Here is a 17,265-nt window from a genome sequence, read left to right as displayed (position 1 = left end):
CCAAACAAAGGTCAGGCTTCAATGATACCAGCATTTACCGGGAACTGCTCCCATTTCAAACTCTACTGTAGCTCCATCCATGATCTGTTGATGAGTGAGATAACTTTTATCATAAGGCCGGCCATTAACCTTCACAGAATGAATATAGATATTTTGCCGATTGACATTGGGAGCAAGAGCTGTGAAGGTTTTTCCGTTATCTAAATGCATACGCATCTCCGGAAAAAGCGGAGTACCAATTTCATATTCTCCCCCTACCGGATTGACTGGATAAAATCCCATTGCACTGAACACATACCAAGCTGACATTTGCCCACAATCCTCGTTACCACAAAGACCCGCAGGAGCATTAAAATAAAGTTCACGCATCACCTGAGCCACATACTTCTGTGTCTTCCAAGGTTCATGTACCTTATTATATAGATAAATAACATGATGGCTGGGCTCGTTGCCATGAGCATACTGTCCTATCATACCCGTACTGAAAAGCGGTAAATCAACATTCTTTACAGATACATAAGTGAACATGCTGTCCAATTTTTCAGCAAAACGGCCACTGCCCCCCGCCAAAGCAATCAGTCCGGGAATATCCTGCTGTACTGACCACAAATACTGCCAGGCATTGCTCTCACAGATATGGGCTGTATATTCATCAGGACAGAAATCAGGCTGAAATATCCCCTTGTCATTCTTTGGTTGCATGAAACCCGTCGAAGGATTGAATACATTCTTATAGCTTTCTGACCGCTTCTGAAATTCTTCGGCCAATGCAGTTTTACCCATCTTCCGGGCCATTAGGGCTATGCAATAGTCATCATAAGCATATTCCAGCGTCCTTGATAAAGACCAATTGTCCGCATTATATTTATCTACCACATTGTAAGGCACATATCCTAACTTTTTATACAAACCGATTCCTCTATAATTGTCAAGACTGGCCGTAGCCACACAAGCAGTCAAAGCCTTCTCGGCATCAAAGTCTCCAATCCCCTTGAGATAAGCATCAACTATAACGGGCACAGCATGATAACCAATCATCATATCCGTCTCACTCCCCCAAAGGTTCCATACCGGCAAACGCCCATTCTGCTCATAGAAAGCGAGAAAAGACTTCACCATATCATTGACGCGCTGCGGCTCCGTATAAGTAAACAGAGGATGCGCTGCACGAAAAGTATCCCACAAGGAGAAAGTTCCATAGTTCACCCAACCGTCAGTTCGGTGAATCTGTCCGTCCGGACCACGATAGGAACCATCCACATCACTAAAAATAGTAGGAGCAAGCATCGAATGGTATAAAGCGGTATAGAAGTTCATCTTATCATCCTTATCAGTTCCAGTCACTTCTATCTTACCAAGCTGACGATTCCAATTACTCCTGGCCGCCGACACATAGCTGTCAAAATCATTATGGGGAGCTTCGGCAGCCAAGTTTCCGGCAGCACCTTCCATACTTACCCCCGACAGTCCAGTGCTAAACACTATTTGTTCTCCTCCAACAGAGGTTTGGAAATCAAAACGAGCCACGCAAGCCGAACCTACCTGACCACCTTTAAGCTGAACCGCCGTGGTATCAAGCTCAAATGCCATAAATGGCTTGGAAAAGCGAGTACAGAAATACACACGTTGGTTACGCGCCCACCCGTCAGAGAAACGAAAACCTTGAATAGTGCATGAATCCACAATCTCTATATGGGAATCGACAGTAACATCCCAATTCATCGCCTTTTTCAGATTCAAGAAAACCGTCGCCCGGCCCTTAGGAAAAGAATATCGCTGAATACCGCAACGCTCAGTGGCAGTCAGTTCGACACGAATATTATAATCCTTCAGCAAAACACTGTAATAACCGGCCGAAGCCTCCTCATCCTGATGAGAAAATTTAGAATAAATCCCTAATGGAGCTTCCGCTTCCTGATAGGGCATAATGACAGGCATAAAGGAAATATCATATAAATCACCGGCTCCAGTGCCTGAAAGGTGTGTATGACTGAATCCGGAGATCGTGCTATCCGGATAAAAATATCCAGAAATACGATCCCATCCGGGCAATCCATTATCCGGACTCAATTGCACCATACCAAACGGCACTTGTGCACCCGGATAAGTATTACCTGTAAAATCGGTTCCCACAAAAGGATTTACCAAAGAGGAATAATCTGTTTCAGGTTGTGTTTGTTTACCCGATACACATGCTCCTAAAAGCACCCCGATAACCAATGTCAAAAGAAGAAACTTTTTCATACAAACAGAAGTTTTCATTGTAGTTTGTTACAAAAATACATTCTTTCTCCGACAGAACAACAGTCTGAATATAATTATTTTATATCTTTGTAAAAAAAACACAATGAATTATACTACCTACCTCTTCGACTTTGACTATACTCTTGCCGATTCATCACGTGGTATTGTTACTTGTTTCCGAAATGTACTCACCAGGCACGGATACACGGAAGTGGCAGATGAAGATATCAAACGTACCATTGGAAAAACTCTGGAAGATTCTTTTTCCATCCTTACCGGAGTAACAGATATCAGGCAACTGATGGATTTCAAGCAAGAGTACACTAAAGAGGCGGATACACATATGACTGTCAACACAGTGCTTTTCCTCGAAACTAAGTCTGTATTGGTGGCTTTAAAAGATACTGGAGCACGAATAGGGATTATTTCCACTAAATATCGTTACCGGATAAAGGAGCTCCTTGATTTACATTTTCCAACCAATTTCATGGATATCATTGTAGGTGGCGAAGACGTAAAAGAAGCCAAACCTGCACCTGAAGGTTTACTTTTTGCCATCAAGCAACTACACGCCTCCAAAAACGAGACACTATATATCGGAGACAGTACGGTGGATGCGGAGACAGCCCAAGCAGCCGGAGTGGATTTTGCCGGTGTGACCCATGGAGTGACCACCGCCAGAGAACTAAGCAAGTATCCACATTGGAAAATAATGAGTACTTTGGACGAGTTGCTGGAAAACAAAGAAGAACAATCGCCAATATTCGAAATCGAGAAACCCATCTGCCCTGAAAATGACACCACAGTCTCCTTTCGGAAAAAGAGAAGAATAAGTATCTGGCAAATTGTTCTCTTATTGTCACTAATCTGGTTGTCATACGAAGAAAAGGAAAGAACGGACAGTTTTTTTTTCGCATTCATCTTTCTGCTAACAATATGGGGAGTCTTGCAGAAAAGACGAATTCTTCCTGACAAGGCAAAGGCTCTCATCACCCCTTGGTGGCATCCTTGCACAGTGCGCTTGCGTGCATTCCGCCTCAAGTTGATACGGGGAAATGAAACACCCCCCATTACAAACGAGACAAGTGTCTGCCAGAACTGCGGCACTACTTATATCGGAAATTACTGCAATCGTTGTGGACAAAGCCGCAACACTCCACGCTATCGTCTGAGCAATGCTCTGAAAAACATTGCCGGAGGTTTCTTCAATATAGACAGGGGATTCGGACGCACACTCATCGATTTGCTCTATCGCCCTGGCTACCTGATTCGTGATTTCATCGGCGGGAAACGAATACAGTATTTCCGTCCGTTCCAAACCTTGTTCATCCTTGCCGCACTCTACCTCATGACTGTACAACTGGTAGCCCCGGAAGCATTGAATCCGAAAAAGGCTACCCAACAAGAGTTACAGGAGGAAAAGAAAGAAAAAATCATTTCCGCCCAAAAAAAACTACAAAGAAAGCTGAAAAAAGCTACGTCCGAAGAAGAAAAGAAAATGCTTGCCATTACTTTGGATGACCTGGAGAAGAGTCTGGAAAAGATTCAGGAGCAATCGACGAAAGATAGTGCAACTGTCACTTTCAATACCCGATACGAAGACAAAGAGGAGGACTTTATAGACACCCTGATAGAAAACAGTGACAAAATGGAAGATAAAATCAAACAATTCATTCGGCAATCTCCCTTCCTGACAAAAGTATGTAACCTGCTGATAAGTTGGGGACACGGCAACAAAGCATTTCATATCATCATCACCCTACCTTTGTTTGCATTCGCTACTCAGCTTGCCTTCCGCCGCAAGAAATATAAATCAAACTATAACACCACGGAACATATCTTTATACAAGCCTATATTGCCTGCCAGCTACTTCTGCTAAGTATAGTTATATTACCCTTCCACGGCTATGCAAGAATAAGTGATCTATACGAACTGCCTTGGTGGCTCATGTTCAGCCTATTTTGCTTGGACTACAAGCAACTATATCGTTGTACCTGGTGGAAAAGCTTTTGGCGCACAATAATTATGTTCATATACAGCCTGATACTGCTAATACTACTGGCTGTACTTGCCACATTGCTGGCAGGTGCAACTTTCTACATCCTACAACCATAGGAAACTTAAATCAATGGCTGCTGTCCCTCTCAAACATCATAAAAAGATGAAAGAAACATTTGCCTATATCAAATAAAAAAAGTAATTTTGTGCCCGATTATTCCGCACCGGGTTCAATCAAGTGTTTTCCAAGTGATTAGAAACCACCCGACGGAGCTAACTTATACATTATATATAAGAATGTACGCAATTGTAGAAATCAACGGTCAGCAATTTAAAGCAGAAGCTGGCAAAAAGCTGTTTGTACACCACATGCAGGAAGCAGAAAACGGTGCGACAGTAGAATTTGAAAAAGTTCTTTTAGTTGACAAAGATGGTGCTATCACTGTAGGTGCTCCTACTGTAGAAGGTGCAAAAGTTGTTTGCCAAGTTGTATCGAACATCGTGAAAGGTGAAAAAGTCCTTGTTTTTCACAAGAAAAGAAGAAAAGGTCATCGCAAGTTGAACGGTCATCGTCAACAATTTACTGAGTTAACAATTACAGAAGTAGTAGCTTAATCAATTAAAAAAGTAAGAAGAAATGGCACATAAAAAAGGTGTCGGTAGTTCTAAGAACGGCCGCGAATCACAGAGCAAGAGATTAGGCGTTAAGATATTTGGTGGCGAAGCTTGCAAAGCAGGTAACATCATCGTTCGTCAAAGAGGTACTGAATTCCATCCGGGCAACAATATCGGTATGGGAAAAGACCATACGCTTTTCGCTTTAGTAGATGGAACTGTACAGTTCAAAGTAGGTAGAGAAGACAGAAGATCTGTTTCCATTATTCCTGCTGAAAATGCAGAAGCATAAGTTTCTGGACAAGAAATAAAAGAGGATGCAATCCAAAAGGTTGCATCCTCTTTCTTTTTAGAAGAAAAACAACACCCTATCCGTTTTTTCTTTATCTTTGCATTTGCAAAACAGAGTATCATAAAACAAGTATAAGATATGCTTACCATCAAACAAATTACAGAAAACACCGACGCGGTAATCCGCGGATTGGAGAAGAAGCATTTCAAAAATGCTAAAGAAACCATTGAGCAAGTGCTCGAATTAAACAATAAACGACGTAATACCCAAACCTCTTTAGATAAGAATCTGTCAGAAGTCAATTCATTGTCCAAATCCATCGGCCAGTTGATGAAAGAAGGCAAAAAAGAGGATGCGGAAGGTGCAAAAAGCCGTGTAGCAGAGCTGAAAGAAGCCAACAAGAATTTGCAAGCAGACATGGATCAAGCCGCTACCGATTTGCAAAACGTGCTCTATACCATCCCCAATATTCCTTATGATGAAGTTCCCGAAGGCGCAAGCGCCGAAGATAATGTCGTAGTGAAAATGGGAGGTATGGAAAATGAACTTCCCAAAGACGCCCTTCCTCATTGGGAACTGACAAAAAAGTATGATATAATAGATTTTGATCTTGGTGTAAAAATCACTGGTGCTGGATTTCCGGTATATAAAGGAAAAGGCGCCCGCTTGCAACGGGCACTCATCAACTTCTTCTTGGACGAAGCACGTACTTCCGGATACACGGAAATTATGCCCCCAACAGTGGTAAACGCGGCTTCCGGATACGGAACCGGCCAACTTCCCGACAAAGAAGGACAAATGTACCACTGCGAAGTGGATGACCTATATTTGATTCCTACAGCTGAAGTTCCCGTTACAAACATATACCGCGACGTCATTTTAGACGAGAAGCAATTACCTATCAAGAATTGCGCTTACACTGAATGTTTCCGCCGAGAAGCAGGTTCCTACGGAAAAGATGTACGTGGATTGAATCGTTTGCATGAATTTTCCAAAGTAGAATTGGTCCGTATCGACAAACCTGAGCATAGCAAACAGTCTCATCAGGAAATGCTGGATCACGTAGAAGGATTACTTAAAAAACTGGAACTACCATACCGTATTCTTCGTCTTTGTGGCGGTGACATGAGTTTCACTTCTTCCATTTGCTACGATTTCGAAGTTTACAGTGAAGCTCAAAAGCGCTGGTTGGAAGTAAGTTCTGTTTCCAATTTTGACACATATCAGGCTAACCGTCTGAAATGCCGTTACCGCACAGCAGAAAAGAAGACAGAACTTTGTCACACATTGAACGGTTCCGCATTGGCACTGCCACGCATCGTTGCCGCATTATTGGAAAACAACCAAACTCCAGAGGGTATCCGAATACCCAAGGCATTGGTTCCATATTGCGGATTTGAAATGATTGACTGAGCATCAGACTAAGAATATCAACAAGAGCAAGTTTGACAACTTGCTGCCAAAGACAGGGGGGAGATAAAAACTCCCCTTTTTTTATGACCATAAGTAAGTACGTCCATCAAGCCAAAGCAAAACGGCAAGAACTCCATACGGCATGCCGTACCAATGCCACATTATAATATATAATGACATCAACATCACCTCTGTATGGAAGCTCTTTAGGAAATAACTTTTCGATACGCCGAAAACAATTTCCTCGTTACGGAAGAATAACTATCTTTGTACCCAAAAATTAGTGAGATGCTTGTAATCATCCGATAAGTTTCTTATAAACATCCCATCAGATGATTGCAAGCAGCCCATTGGTTGCCTATAAGCAGCCTGGTTCTTTTTCTAAAGAAAGGAAGTTATTCTTCCGCAACAAGAAAGCTATTCTTCCGCAGCATGGAAGTTAGATTTCACGGCTTGGGCAATTAACGGCCGAATAGGAATATCTCATTAAGGTTAACCTTTAAAACAAAAATACTTATGGCTTATTATGATTTAAAAAAGAAACCGCCCCTCACCACCAAGGAGGGGGAAGAAGATGTGCTGTATCCAGAGATTGTATATATCGGGACCATCACCGCAAAAGAATTGCTGGAATATACATCCAAATGCTCAGGATTCAAGGTTGGCGCAATGGACGGGATGCTGATGAGCATTTTTGACGGAATGGTTCATTGGCTCAATCAGGGGTTCCGGGTGGAACTGGGAGAGTTCGGCTACTTTTCAGGCAAGATAAAGGCAAACAGACTGGTGAAAAAGAAAACGGATATACGTTCCGGTTCAATTCACTTCGGAGACGTGAATTTCCGCCCTTCCGCCAAGTTAAAGAAGGCATTGGACGGAGAGTTGACCCGTACTCCCGACCATACTTTCCGCCATAGCAGCAACCATAGCATGGACGAGCTGGAGCAATGGCTGATGGCATATCTGGACAAGAACAGTTTCATAAAGCGCACCACTTACACCGAACAGACCGGACGCTTGAAATGGAAAGCGACACAAGACCTGAAGTTCTTCATGGAAAAGGGACTGATTGTGAGCAAAGGACGGGGAAACCAAAAGTACTATGTGAGGGCAGAGAAAGAACAATAATCGGATTCATGGAATTTCGCCATGTATTGATTGCCGCAAGCGCTTCAGGCAAAACCGGCAAGCTGAACTTACGAAACTTAATTTGTAATAAAAGAGCCATTTCCTGAGATAAATGTTTATTTGGGAGTAATAACGTATCAAAAAAAAAGCTATTTTTACAGCAAAACAAAACTTATAAAAATCCAAGCCCACATGACACAATCTGAAGTCTTCAGTAACTACATGGAAAAGGTACTCGACAAAAGCCATTGGTTAGAATCCACCAAATCAACTTTTATCGTTGTTGACAAGCATCTGAACATACTCTATCATAACAATAAAGAGGTGTGTAAAGTAAAAGACAAATTTATGCAACCGGGCGACTTCCTGCATTGCACCAATGCCATCCATAGCAAAGAAGGTTGCGGAACATCCGAATATTGCGCAGACTGCCAACTCCGTAATTCCGTCAAGAAAGCATTGACTACCAGCCAATCTGTTAATGAAGAAGTGGTGCTTACTTTGGATGACAACCAGAAACTGATTCTACAGGAAACAGCCACTCCTTTTGAATTTGAAGGCAATCAATATGCCGCTATCTTCGTAATCAACATTTCCGACCGCAAGCAAGAACAGATGTTGGAACGTGTGTTCTTTCATGACATGATGAATTTGGTAGGTGCATTGAGCAGCTTTGTGGATATACTGAAAGAGACTCCCGAACAAGCCATACTCGACGAAGTGAAAAAGCTCACTGATCAGATTATGGATGAATTATCCACTCAGAAAGAGCTCCTTTATGCTGAAAACGGTATTCTGACATTACAGACAAGCGACATTACCGTGAAAGAATTCCTGTCTTATGCCGCCTATTCACTCTGCCCAATGGCTGAAACCAAAAAGCACAAACTGACCATCTGCAACAACTGCAAAAAAGATATATTTATCCACACAGACACCAAGCTGCTGCACCGCATTATCCTGAACATGGTGAAGAATGCCGTGGAGGCTTCTGAAGAAAACAGTATCGTCACCCTCACTGCATCATCGGCGGAAAAGTCCGTGCTCTTTTCCGTCAATAACCCCAACGTAATACCAGAGGACTTCCGTGGCTCCATCTTCCACTTTGGACTTTCCACCAAAGGCGAGGGACGTGGCATAGGTACATACAGCATGAAATTGTTCGGTGAGAATTATCTGAAAGGAAAGGTTTGGTTCATCACCAATGAAACAGAAGGAACAACTTTCTACTTTCAAATGCCGCTGACTACAAAGTATTAGTAGAAATTATTCAATGTACTTTGACATTACTGTTTTCTCGATATTCCACTGCAAGCCGTTTATACCCGGAAGAAGACGTTGTCTCTTGCTGATTTTGCCATAGATTGAAGTTGATTTTAATAAATAAACCATATCTTTGCAAAACATATCAATCTGACAGATAATACGTAGTTATACCAACAAAATCATTAGATAATGAACAAAATTATCAGCAAAGAACAATTCTCAGAGAAAGTGTTCAAGTTTGAGGTGGAAGCTCCACTCATTGCCAAATCCCGCAAAGCAGGGCACTTTGTCATTATCCGCGTGGATGAGAAAGGCGAACGCATGCCACTCACCATCGCAGGAGCCGATACAAAGAAAGGAACCATTACATTAGTCGTACAGACCGTAGGGCTATCTTCCTCCAAATTGTGCCAATTGAACGAGGGAGACTATATCCTCGATGTAGTAGGTCCATTGGGACAAGCCACACATATAGAGAACTTCGGTACTGTAGTCTGTGCCGGAGGAGGTGTGGGTGTTGCGCCAATGCTCCCTATCATACAGGCATTGAAGGAGGCCGGCAATCGGGTGATATCCGTATTGGCAGGACGCAACAAAGAGTTGATTATCCTCGAAGAAGAAGTCCGGAAATCATCCGATGAAGTCATTATCATGACTGATGACGGCAGCTATGGCACGAAAGGACTCGTCACCGAAGGCATAGAGAGCGTCATCAAGCGCGAGAAGGTGGACAAGTGTTTCGCCATCGGCCCCGCCATCATGATGAAATTCTGCTGTCTGCTCACCAAGAAATACGAGATACCCACGGATGTGTCGCTAAACACCATCATGGTGGACGGAACCGGCATGTGCGGCGCCTGTCGCATCACCGTAGGTGGAAAAACACGCTTCGTCTGCGTGGATGGTCCCGAATTTGATGGACACCAAGTGGATTTTGATGAAATGTTCAAGCGCATGGGATCATTCAGAGATGTGGAGCGTGAAGAAATGAATCACTTGGAGGCCAGCATCTACCATGCCATGCCTGCCGAAGACACAACAGCCACTGCAGAAGCCGGAACAAGCTCCGCCACAAAAGCCCCGATGGACGAGCTGCTGGACCGCAAAGCCGCTTGGCGCGAAGAGCTGCGCAAGAGCATGAAGCCCAAGGAACGCACAGCCATCCACCGCTGCCCGATGAACGAACTCGATCCCGTTTATCGTGCCACCACCCGCACGGAAGAGGTGAACACCGGCTACACACGGGAGCAAGCCCTGACCGAAGCCAAACGCTGTTTGGACTGTGCCAACCCAACCTGCATGCAAGGTTGTCCGGTCAGCATCAACATACCGGCCTTTATCAAAAACATAGAACGCGGTGAATTACTTGAAGCTGCCCGTGTACTGAAGCATACCTCTGCCCTACCCGCAGTGTGCGGCCGCGTCTGTCCACAAGAAAAGCAGTGCGAAAGCCGGTGCATACATCTGAAGATGAACGAACCTGCCGTCGCCATTGGCAACTTGGAACGTTTCGTTGCCGACTACGAACGTGAAAGCGGCAATATTGTATTGCCTGAACTTGCGCAAAAAAACGGCATGAAGATAGCCGTAGTAGGCTCAGGTCCGGCCGGACTGAGTTTTGCTGGCGACATGGTAAAATATGGTTATGACGTAACTGTTTTCGAAGCTCTGCATGAAATCGGCGGTGTATTAAAATACGGTATTCCCGAATTCCGCCTGCCCAACAAGATTGTGGATGTAGAGATCAACAATTTAGAGAAAATGGGTGTCCGCTTTGTAAAAGACTGTATCGTAGGTAAAACTGTCAGCGTGGAAGAATTGCAGAAAGAAGACTATAAGGGTATTTTCATCGCCAGCGGCGCCGGACTACCTAACTTCATGGGTATTCCCGGAGAAAACAGTGTAAACATCATGTCCAGCAATGAGTACCTGACGCGCGTCAACCTGATGGATGCCTCCAATCCGACAACCGACACCCCTCTGAACCCTGCTAAAAGTGTAATTGTAGTAGGGGGTGGAAACACTGCCATGGATTCTTGTCGCACGGCCAAACGCCTCGGAGCAGAGAAAGTACGCATTGTCTATCGTCGTAGTGAGGCCGAAATGCCTGCCCGATTGGAAGAAGTGAAGCATGCCAAAGAAGAAGGTATCGAGTTTCTCACATTGCACAATCCAACAGAGTATATAGCGGACGAAAAGGGAGCTGTGAAACAAGTCATCCTCCAAAAGATGGAACTTGGAGAACCTGATGCCAGCGGACGCCGCAGCCCGGTAGCCATTCCGGGAGCTACCGTAACATTAGATATTGACATGGCCATAGTCGCGGTAGGGGTATCGCCCAATCCCATTGTACCGAAATCCGTAAAAGGCTTGGAATTGGGACGAAAGAATACGATTGCCGTCAATGATGACATGCAGTCGTCCATCCCGACCATCTATGCCGGAGGCGATATTGTGCGCGGTGGTGCTACCGTAATCCTCGCTATGGGAGACGGGCGACGGGCGGCAGCAGCCATGCACGAGAAATTAGGAAGCCTGTAAGGATTTTCTACAAGACTGTTCTTAGGCACGGACTGCACAGAGATTCACGGTGTTGCGCTATTACAACATTATGAAGCTGTGTCATTTCTGCATAGTCCGTGCCTTTCAGATTCATACATTCAAAACATTCCCAAACATGAAACACTTTGCATTGTTCATCTTCTTCTACTTGGCCTCGCTACAAACAAACGCACAGATTTCACTGAACAGAGACTCTCTCGTTTCCGACTTCAAATACCTGACGGAGCAACTGGAGGCCACGCACCCCGACCCTTACAGCGGCTTCGGCGGAAGAGTTTTCTTCCACAAGACTGCCCACAGACTGATACAAAGTTTATGGACAAACAACTATACGCAACAAGACTTTGCCGATACCATCAGCGCCTTCCTTTCCAATCTGCAAGACGGACATACATACCTCTCCAAGCACAACAATCAAAAAGAGAAGCCCCGCTATGCCCCCATCCGCTTCAAGACCATTCCAGACCATATCATCGTAAGTTCCATCAGCACAAAGCACAAGGAACTGCTGGGCAGCCGACTGGACAGCATCAATGGCGTCACCGTGAACGACTGGCTGCAACGCATCGCATCGCAAGTACCTTGCGAAAACCTTTATGGACGCTACTCGGAGCTATGCTGGCTTGCCGACACACAATCATTCTTAAGGCAGTTTTCAACAAACTACCAAGACAGCGTGCGCTATTCATTACATACTCCCGATGATGAAACAGTCAGCCTTACCCTACCCTTTGTCGCCGAAGATTCCTTGCGGAGCATCCCCAAGACACTTGCACCCGAATGGAAGCAATATCCTTCCGGCTACTTAGCCTACACTTTTACCGATACCACTAAACGCACTATGCTGTTCCGTGCAAGTCAAATCATGGCACGGGAAAACTTTGAATACACCTTGAAGCAAGGATGGAACAGTGCCTACACGCAACTGAAAGATTTCTACCACTATACATTGAAGCTGGAGATACCGGCAGATACAACCAAAGCCCTTGCCGCGATTCCTTCTTTCTCGGAAACATTCGCCGATATGCTGAAGGAGATGAAGAAGAATAAGTCTGCCAATCTCATCATAGACTTGCGCAACAATGGCGGCGGATGGACCCCTATCACACTTCCTACGCTACTGATGTTATACGGAGACAGGTATCTGACTACAGAAATGAACAGCCATTTCTACCGTCTCATCTCTCCACTCTATCTCAAGAAAATAAACATGACACTGGAACAAGTCAATGAAGCGAATCATTCTCACTATCAATTAGGAGACTATACCTTTGAAAAAGAAGCTGAAGAGGCAGATACTGCCTCCATCACAGTACGGCGCAAGAGGTTCATAGAAGATTGTATGAGCAATACCCGTGAACTGCTCACCCGCCAGAACGGAAAACCACTTTACCAGCCACAGAAAATATATGTCATCACAGACGCGGACACTTTCAGCGCAGCTTTTCACTACACATTCTACCTTTGGAAGATGGGAGCGACCGTTGTCGGTGTTCCAAGCAGACAAGCACCAAATACGTTTATGGAGCAGACACCTTTCCAACTGCCATACAGCAAACTCGAAGGCAGTATTTCCAACTGCATACAGGTATTTATGCCTGCCCAAGACCCGCGAGCCAAGACATTCTATCCCGACATGATGCCGACATACAAGACATACGCGAAATACAACTTCGACCGCCATACCGAAATACTCTATCTGCTTGACAAGATAAAGGAATCACTGAAATAGATTCCATACCTCAGCCGCAAAATAACAAGGACGGCACAGATAACCATAACAGAAAGCCCCACTTACAGTTTCAAGTTGTAAGTAGGGCTTTCTGTCTTTTTCTCTCCTATCGAAAGGGCTATTTCACTACCTTATTCGTAGCCGGATCGGGGAAGACGACTGTCGGCTTGAACGACTTTGCTTCTTCAAAATCCAATAGAGCATACGACATGATAATGACTATATCATCCGGTTGCACCCTACGGGCCGCAGCGCCGTTCAGGCAAATCTTACCTGACCCACGCTCACCCTTAATAATGTAGGTTTCAAAACGTTCACCATTATTATTATCGGCAATACACACCTTTTCACCGGCAATCATGTTGGCGGCATCCATCAGATCCTCGTCAATGGTAATGCTTCCCATATAGTTCAAGTTGGCTTCCGTAACGCGGGCACAATGGATTTTCGATTTCAGCACCTCAATCATCATAGCTTTGGCTTTTTTTAGTTTATTATTCCTTATACTTGATGTTATCAATCAGACGAACCTCTCCGCAGAATACCGTAATACACCCTACAGCATACGAAGTGTCCTCCCAATTAGTAATTCCTTGCAATGTGTTGCCATCCACCAGTTCAAAATATTCCAGACGAAGACCGGGAGTGGTTGCAATAGCATTTTCCACAAATCTCCGTGTTTCGGCTACTGTATGCGACACTGCAAAAGTACGACTCTCAAACAAAGTCTGCGAAATTTTCAAGGCATTTTTGCGTTCGTCGGCAGACAAACGGGCATTACGGCTGCTCAAAGCCAGTCCGTCTTCTTCACGTACAATCGGACAACCTACTATTTCCAACGGGAGTTTCATCTGACGAACCATCTCGCGAATAATCGCCAACTGCTGAAAATCTTTTTCACCGAAATAAGCCCGATCCGGCTTCACCACGTCAAAAAGTTTGCTCACTATCTGACAAACACCATTGAAATGCCCCGGACGATACGCTCCCTCCATCACTGTATCTAACGGTGCATAGCTAAACTGACGTGTATCCGGCTGCGGATACATCTCCTCCACGGCAGGTGCAAAGACAAATCTTGCACCGCAATCCTTCAACAAACGGTAATCAGCCTCTGGTGTGCGGGGGTATTTTACTAAATCATTCTTGTCATTAAACTGAGTCGGGTTTACAAAAACACTTACTACAGCAGCATCATTTTCGGCCACACAACGCTTCACCAATGAGGCATGACCGGCATGTAAAGCACCCATCGTAGGAACCAAGCCCACCTTTTTACCCTGAACCTTCAAGGCTGAAAGTTCAGCCTGCAAGTCCTTGATAGTATGTATTATTTCCATTTTTATTGGTTATTAATAACTTTGTTGTTCGCAAAAGCGGTGCAAAATAAGTTATTATTTGCCACATAAAGAAGAAATATCGTAAATTAATGCAAAAGTATCTCCACTTACATAACTTTCATTTAGTTCACGTTTCACTGAAAAACAAGCAGTTAACAATTCATAAGGAATTATAAACACCCCCCATTTGCCTGTTTGCCCGATTTTTTTTATATCTTTGCAGAATAATTGAGAACATCGTTATTATGACAAAGGCGAACAAGGTTTTATTTATTACACAAGAAATTACCCCTTACGTTTCAGAATCCGAAATGTCACTTGTGGGCAGAAATCTGCCTCAAGCCATTCAAGAAAAAGGCCGAGAAATCAGGACATTCATGCCTAAATGGGGAAATATCAACGAACGCAGAAATCAACTGCACGAAGTGATACGACTTTCCGGTATGAACCTCATTATTGACGATACCGACCATCCACTCATCATTAAAGTTGCTTCCATCCAGTCTGCCCGCATGCAGGTTTACTTCATTGATAATGACGATTATTTTCAAAATCGCCTGCAAACAACCGATGAAAATGGCACAGAATATGAAGATAATGACGCCCGTGCCATCTTTTATGCACGCGGCGTATTGGAAACTGTGAAAAAACTCCGTTGGTGTCCGGATGTTATTCACTGTCATGGCTGGATGACTGCTTTGGCTCCTTTGTACATTAAAAAAGCTTATAAAGATGAACCTTCTTTCAGAGATGCCAAAGTCGTTTTCTCCCTTTACGAAGACGATTTCAAACAATCTTTCCATGCTGATTTTGCAAGTAAACTGATGCTGAAGGGTATTACCAAGAAAGACATAGCCAACCTGAAAACTCCGATTGACTATACGGCACTTTGCAAATTAGCTGTTGACTACTCGGATGGTGTCATCCAGCAAAATGAACACGTCAATGAAGATGTGTTGGAATATGCACGCAGTTCGGGTAAGCCAGTATTAGACTATCAAACTCCAGAAAACTTTACAGAAGCCTGTAATGACTTCTATGATAAAGTATGGGAAGCAGAACAAAAAAAATAGATTAGACAATTAAAACTATGAAAGTAAGATACATAGGAACACTGCTTTTGGCAATCCTGACTTTCTTCGGATGTGATGACAATACAGGAACATTAGGCATAGATATGCTGCCTGACTCTGACGGCATATCAGCACATACTACAACTTTTAATGTAGTTACCCAATCGCTCTTTGCCGATTCTGTATATGCAAAAACCAGTACGGGATATATTGGAAAATTTACAGACCAGAAATTCGGTTATTACGAAGCCAGTTTCCTGACTGAATTAAACTGTACAGATAACTTCTCTTTCCCAGAAGCATATAAAGTAACCGAACGTGACAGCCAAGGCAATCCGACAAAAGCAACCGGTATATTGGCAGGAGACTCTGTCGTTTCCGTACAGTTGGTAATCTATTATTCAAAATGGTTCGGTGATTCCCTGAACGCATGCCGGATGAGCGTTTACGAATTGGACAAAAAGCTTGAAAAGAATCGTTATACAAATATCAATCCGGGAGATTACTATGACAAGGAAAATCCCAATTTACTGGGACGTAAAGCATATACAGCCTATGATACTTCCGTGCCCGATTCTGTCAGATTCGCCAAGAATTCATATGGAAATTACACTTATTATCCGAATCTCACTTTCCAATTGGATAAAAAGAAATTCGGTGAGGACAGAATACTGAAAGTATATCGTGAGCATCCTGAATATTTCAAGAATGCCGATGCTTTCATCAATCATGTTTTCAAAGGAATATATGCAAAAAGCGACTATGGTGACGGAACTATATTATACATAGACCGCGTTGACCTGCAGATGCAATTCCGGATTCACTATGTAAACGACACAACAGGAGTTGCCTTAAAGAAAAAAGATGGAACCGACTCTCTGGCTTATAAAATGAACACAGTTTTCGCCTCTACCAAAGAAGTTATCCAAGCGAACCAATTCCTTAATTCCAAGAAGATTGAGGAAATAGCAAAAGAAGAAACAGAATGGACTTATATTAAATCTCCTGCCGGTATCTTCACTCAGGCTACTATGCCATACGATGACATATACAAAGAGTTGTCTCAAGATACACTCAATGCAGTGAAACTGACTTTCACCAATTACAATGAGACAAATGACTATAAATTCAGCATGAGTGCCCCAAGCAATGTATTATTAATACGCAAGCAAGACTTGAAAACATTCTTTGAGGAGAATAAGGTTACAAACAATATAACTTCATTTACTGTATCCCATAATAATGTGGGCACCAATCAATATACATTCAGAAATATAGCACGTTTGGTGACAACATGCATTAATGAAAAGCAAAATGCCAAGAAACAAGCTAAGAAAGAAGCAGGCACTACTTGGGATGAAGCCAAATGGGAAAATGATTGGAGAACCAAGAATGCAGACTGGGATAAAGTGTTACTCATCCCCGTCAATCTGACGTATGATAATACAAGCCAAAGTCAGAATATAACAGGCATTCAGCACGACCTGCAGCCCGGATATGCCAAGCTGAAAGGTGGGCCAAAGGAAAATGCAAACGGCGAAGTGATAACTCCACTCAAGATAGAAGTTACCTATACAAGATTCAATAAATAAAAACGTGAT

The 17,265-nt window shown here is 43.6% G+C and carries 13 protein-coding genes; 10 read left to right on the top strand and 3 right to left on the bottom strand.

The features are described 5' to 3' along the window. Positions 1-18 precede the first annotated feature (18 nt). Complete coding sequence (locus tag BACHE_RS07370; protein ID WP_013547068.1) at positions 19-2,244, bottom strand: GH92 family glycosyl hydrolase; 2,226 nt, start codon at positions 2,242-2,244, stop codon at positions 19-21. A gap of 103 nt (positions 2,245-2,347) precedes the next feature. Between BACHE_RS07370 and BACHE_RS07365 the strand changes: the two genes are divergently transcribed. The 8 genes from BACHE_RS07365 (at position 2,348) to BACHE_RS07330 (ending at position 13,251) form a co-directional block, all read left to right on the top strand. Continuing rightward, positions 2,348-4,360, top strand: coding sequence for an HAD-IA family hydrolase (locus tag BACHE_RS07365; protein ID WP_013547067.1), 2,013 nt, complete (start codon positions 2,348-2,350; stop codon positions 4,358-4,360). Between the two features lie 180 nt (positions 4,361-4,540). Next, positions 4,541-4,858 carry a 50S ribosomal protein L21 gene (gene rplU / locus BACHE_RS07360; RefSeq protein WP_041579250.1) on the top strand — a complete coding sequence of 106 codons (318 nt, stop codon included), beginning with the start codon at positions 4,541-4,543 and terminating at the stop codon, positions 4,856-4,858. Positions 4,859-4,880: 22 nt separating this feature from the next. Further along, positions 4,881-5,150 (top strand): 50S ribosomal protein L27, encoded by a 270-nt coding sequence (rpmA, locus tag BACHE_RS07355; protein WP_013547065.1) that lies wholly within the window; start codon positions 4,881-4,883, stop codon positions 5,148-5,150. 138 nt (positions 5,151-5,288) lie between these two features. Further along, the gene (gene serS, locus BACHE_RS07350; RefSeq protein ID WP_013547064.1) at positions 5,289-6,563 is read left to right on the top strand and encodes a serine--tRNA ligase; all 1,275 of its coding nucleotides are present in this window, start codon (positions 5,289-5,291) and stop codon (positions 6,561-6,563) included. A 516-nt stretch (positions 6,564-7,079) separates the two neighbouring features. Then, positions 7,080-7,691: an HU family DNA-binding protein gene (locus BACHE_RS07345; protein WP_013547062.1), complete on the top strand. Its 612-nt coding sequence runs from the start codon at positions 7,080-7,082 to the stop codon at positions 7,689-7,691. Between the two features lie 192 nt (positions 7,692-7,883). Then, the gene (locus tag BACHE_RS16635; RefSeq protein ID WP_013547061.1) at positions 7,884-8,951 is read left to right on the top strand and encodes a sensor histidine kinase; all 1,068 of its coding nucleotides are present in this window, start codon (positions 7,884-7,886) and stop codon (positions 8,949-8,951) included. Positions 8,952-9,146: 195 nt separating this feature from the next. After that, positions 9,147-11,498, top strand: coding sequence for a bifunctional dihydroorotate dehydrogenase B NAD binding subunit/NADPH-dependent glutamate synthase (locus tag BACHE_RS07335; RefSeq protein WP_013547060.1), 2,352 nt, complete (start codon positions 9,147-9,149; stop codon positions 11,496-11,498). Positions 11,499-11,634: 136 nt separating this feature from the next. Then, positions 11,635-13,251: a S41 family peptidase gene (locus BACHE_RS07330; protein ID WP_013547059.1), complete on the top strand. Its 1,617-nt coding sequence runs from the start codon at positions 11,635-11,637 to the stop codon at positions 13,249-13,251. Between the two features lie 118 nt (positions 13,252-13,369). Here BACHE_RS07330 and panD read toward each other — a convergent pair whose 3' ends face one another. Both panD and panC read right to left on the bottom strand, forming a co-directional pair. Continuing rightward, positions 13,370-13,723 (bottom strand): aspartate 1-decarboxylase, encoded by a 354-nt coding sequence (panD, locus tag BACHE_RS07325; RefSeq protein WP_013547058.1) that lies wholly within the window; start codon positions 13,721-13,723, stop codon positions 13,370-13,372. Positions 13,724-13,745: 22 nt separating this feature from the next. Then, positions 13,746-14,591, bottom strand: coding sequence for a pantoate--beta-alanine ligase (panC, locus tag BACHE_RS07320; RefSeq protein ID WP_013547057.1), 846 nt, complete (start codon positions 14,589-14,591; stop codon positions 13,746-13,748). Positions 14,592-14,836: 245 nt separating this feature from the next. Between panC and BACHE_RS07315 the strand changes: the two genes are divergently transcribed. Both BACHE_RS07315 and bamH read left to right on the top strand, forming a co-directional pair. Further along, a complete protein-coding gene (locus BACHE_RS07315) occupies positions 14,837-15,664 on the top strand; it encodes a glycogen/starch synthase (protein WP_013547056.1) in 828 nt (275 codons plus the stop codon). Between the two features lie 17 nt (positions 15,665-15,681). Next, the gene (bamH, locus tag BACHE_RS07310; RefSeq protein WP_013547055.1) at positions 15,682-17,256 is read left to right on the top strand and encodes a BamH family beta-barrel-assembly machinery protein; all 1,575 of its coding nucleotides are present in this window, start codon (positions 15,682-15,684) and stop codon (positions 17,254-17,256) included. Positions 17,257-17,265: the final 9 nt, after the last annotated feature.

It is taken from the genome of Bacteroides helcogenes P 36-108 (assembly GCF_000186225.1).
Lineage (GTDB): Bacteria > Bacteroidota > Bacteroidia > Bacteroidales > Bacteroidaceae > Bacteroides > Bacteroides helcogenes.
Note: the sequence above shows the minus strand (reverse complement) of the source record. Positions and strands in the feature narration are given on the sequence as shown.

Bases quoted from the DNA above. Each gene is read 5' to 3' on its own strand.
- bamH (WP_013547055.1), top strand. From the start codon at position 15,682: ATGAAAGTAAGATACATAGGAACACTGCTTTTGGCAATCCTGACTTTC.
- BACHE_RS07370 (WP_013547068.1), bottom strand. From the start codon at position 2,244: ATGAAAAAGTTTCTTCTTTTGACATTGGTTATCGGGGTGCTTTTAGGA.
- BACHE_RS07330 (WP_013547059.1), top strand. From the start codon at position 11,635: ATGAAACACTTTGCATTGTTCATCTTCTTCTACTTGGCCTCGCTACAA.
- panD (WP_013547058.1), bottom strand. From the start codon at position 13,723: ATGATGATTGAGGTGCTGAAATCGAAAATCCATTGTGCCCGCGTTACG.
- BACHE_RS07315 (WP_013547056.1), top strand. From the start codon at position 14,837: ATGACAAAGGCGAACAAGGTTTTATTTATTACACAAGAAATTACCCCT.
- BACHE_RS07335 (WP_013547060.1), top strand. From the start codon at position 9,147: ATGAACAAAATTATCAGCAAAGAACAATTCTCAGAGAAAGTGTTCAAG.
- rplU (WP_041579250.1), top strand. From the start codon at position 4,541: ATGTACGCAATTGTAGAAATCAACGGTCAGCAATTTAAAGCAGAAGCT.
- BACHE_RS07345 (WP_013547062.1), top strand. From the start codon at position 7,080: ATGGCTTATTATGATTTAAAAAAGAAACCGCCCCTCACCACCAAGGAG.
- BACHE_RS16635 (WP_013547061.1), top strand. From the start codon at position 7,884: ATGACACAATCTGAAGTCTTCAGTAACTACATGGAAAAGGTACTCGAC.
- serS (WP_013547064.1), top strand. From the start codon at position 5,289: ATGCTTACCATCAAACAAATTACAGAAAACACCGACGCGGTAATCCGC.
- panC (WP_013547057.1), bottom strand. From the start codon at position 14,591: ATGGAAATAATACATACTATCAAGGACTTGCAGGCTGAACTTTCAGCC.
- BACHE_RS07365 (WP_013547067.1), top strand. From the start codon at position 2,348: ATGAATTATACTACCTACCTCTTCGACTTTGACTATACTCTTGCCGAT.
- rpmA (WP_013547065.1), top strand. From the start codon at position 4,881: ATGGCACATAAAAAAGGTGTCGGTAGTTCTAAGAACGGCCGCGAATCA.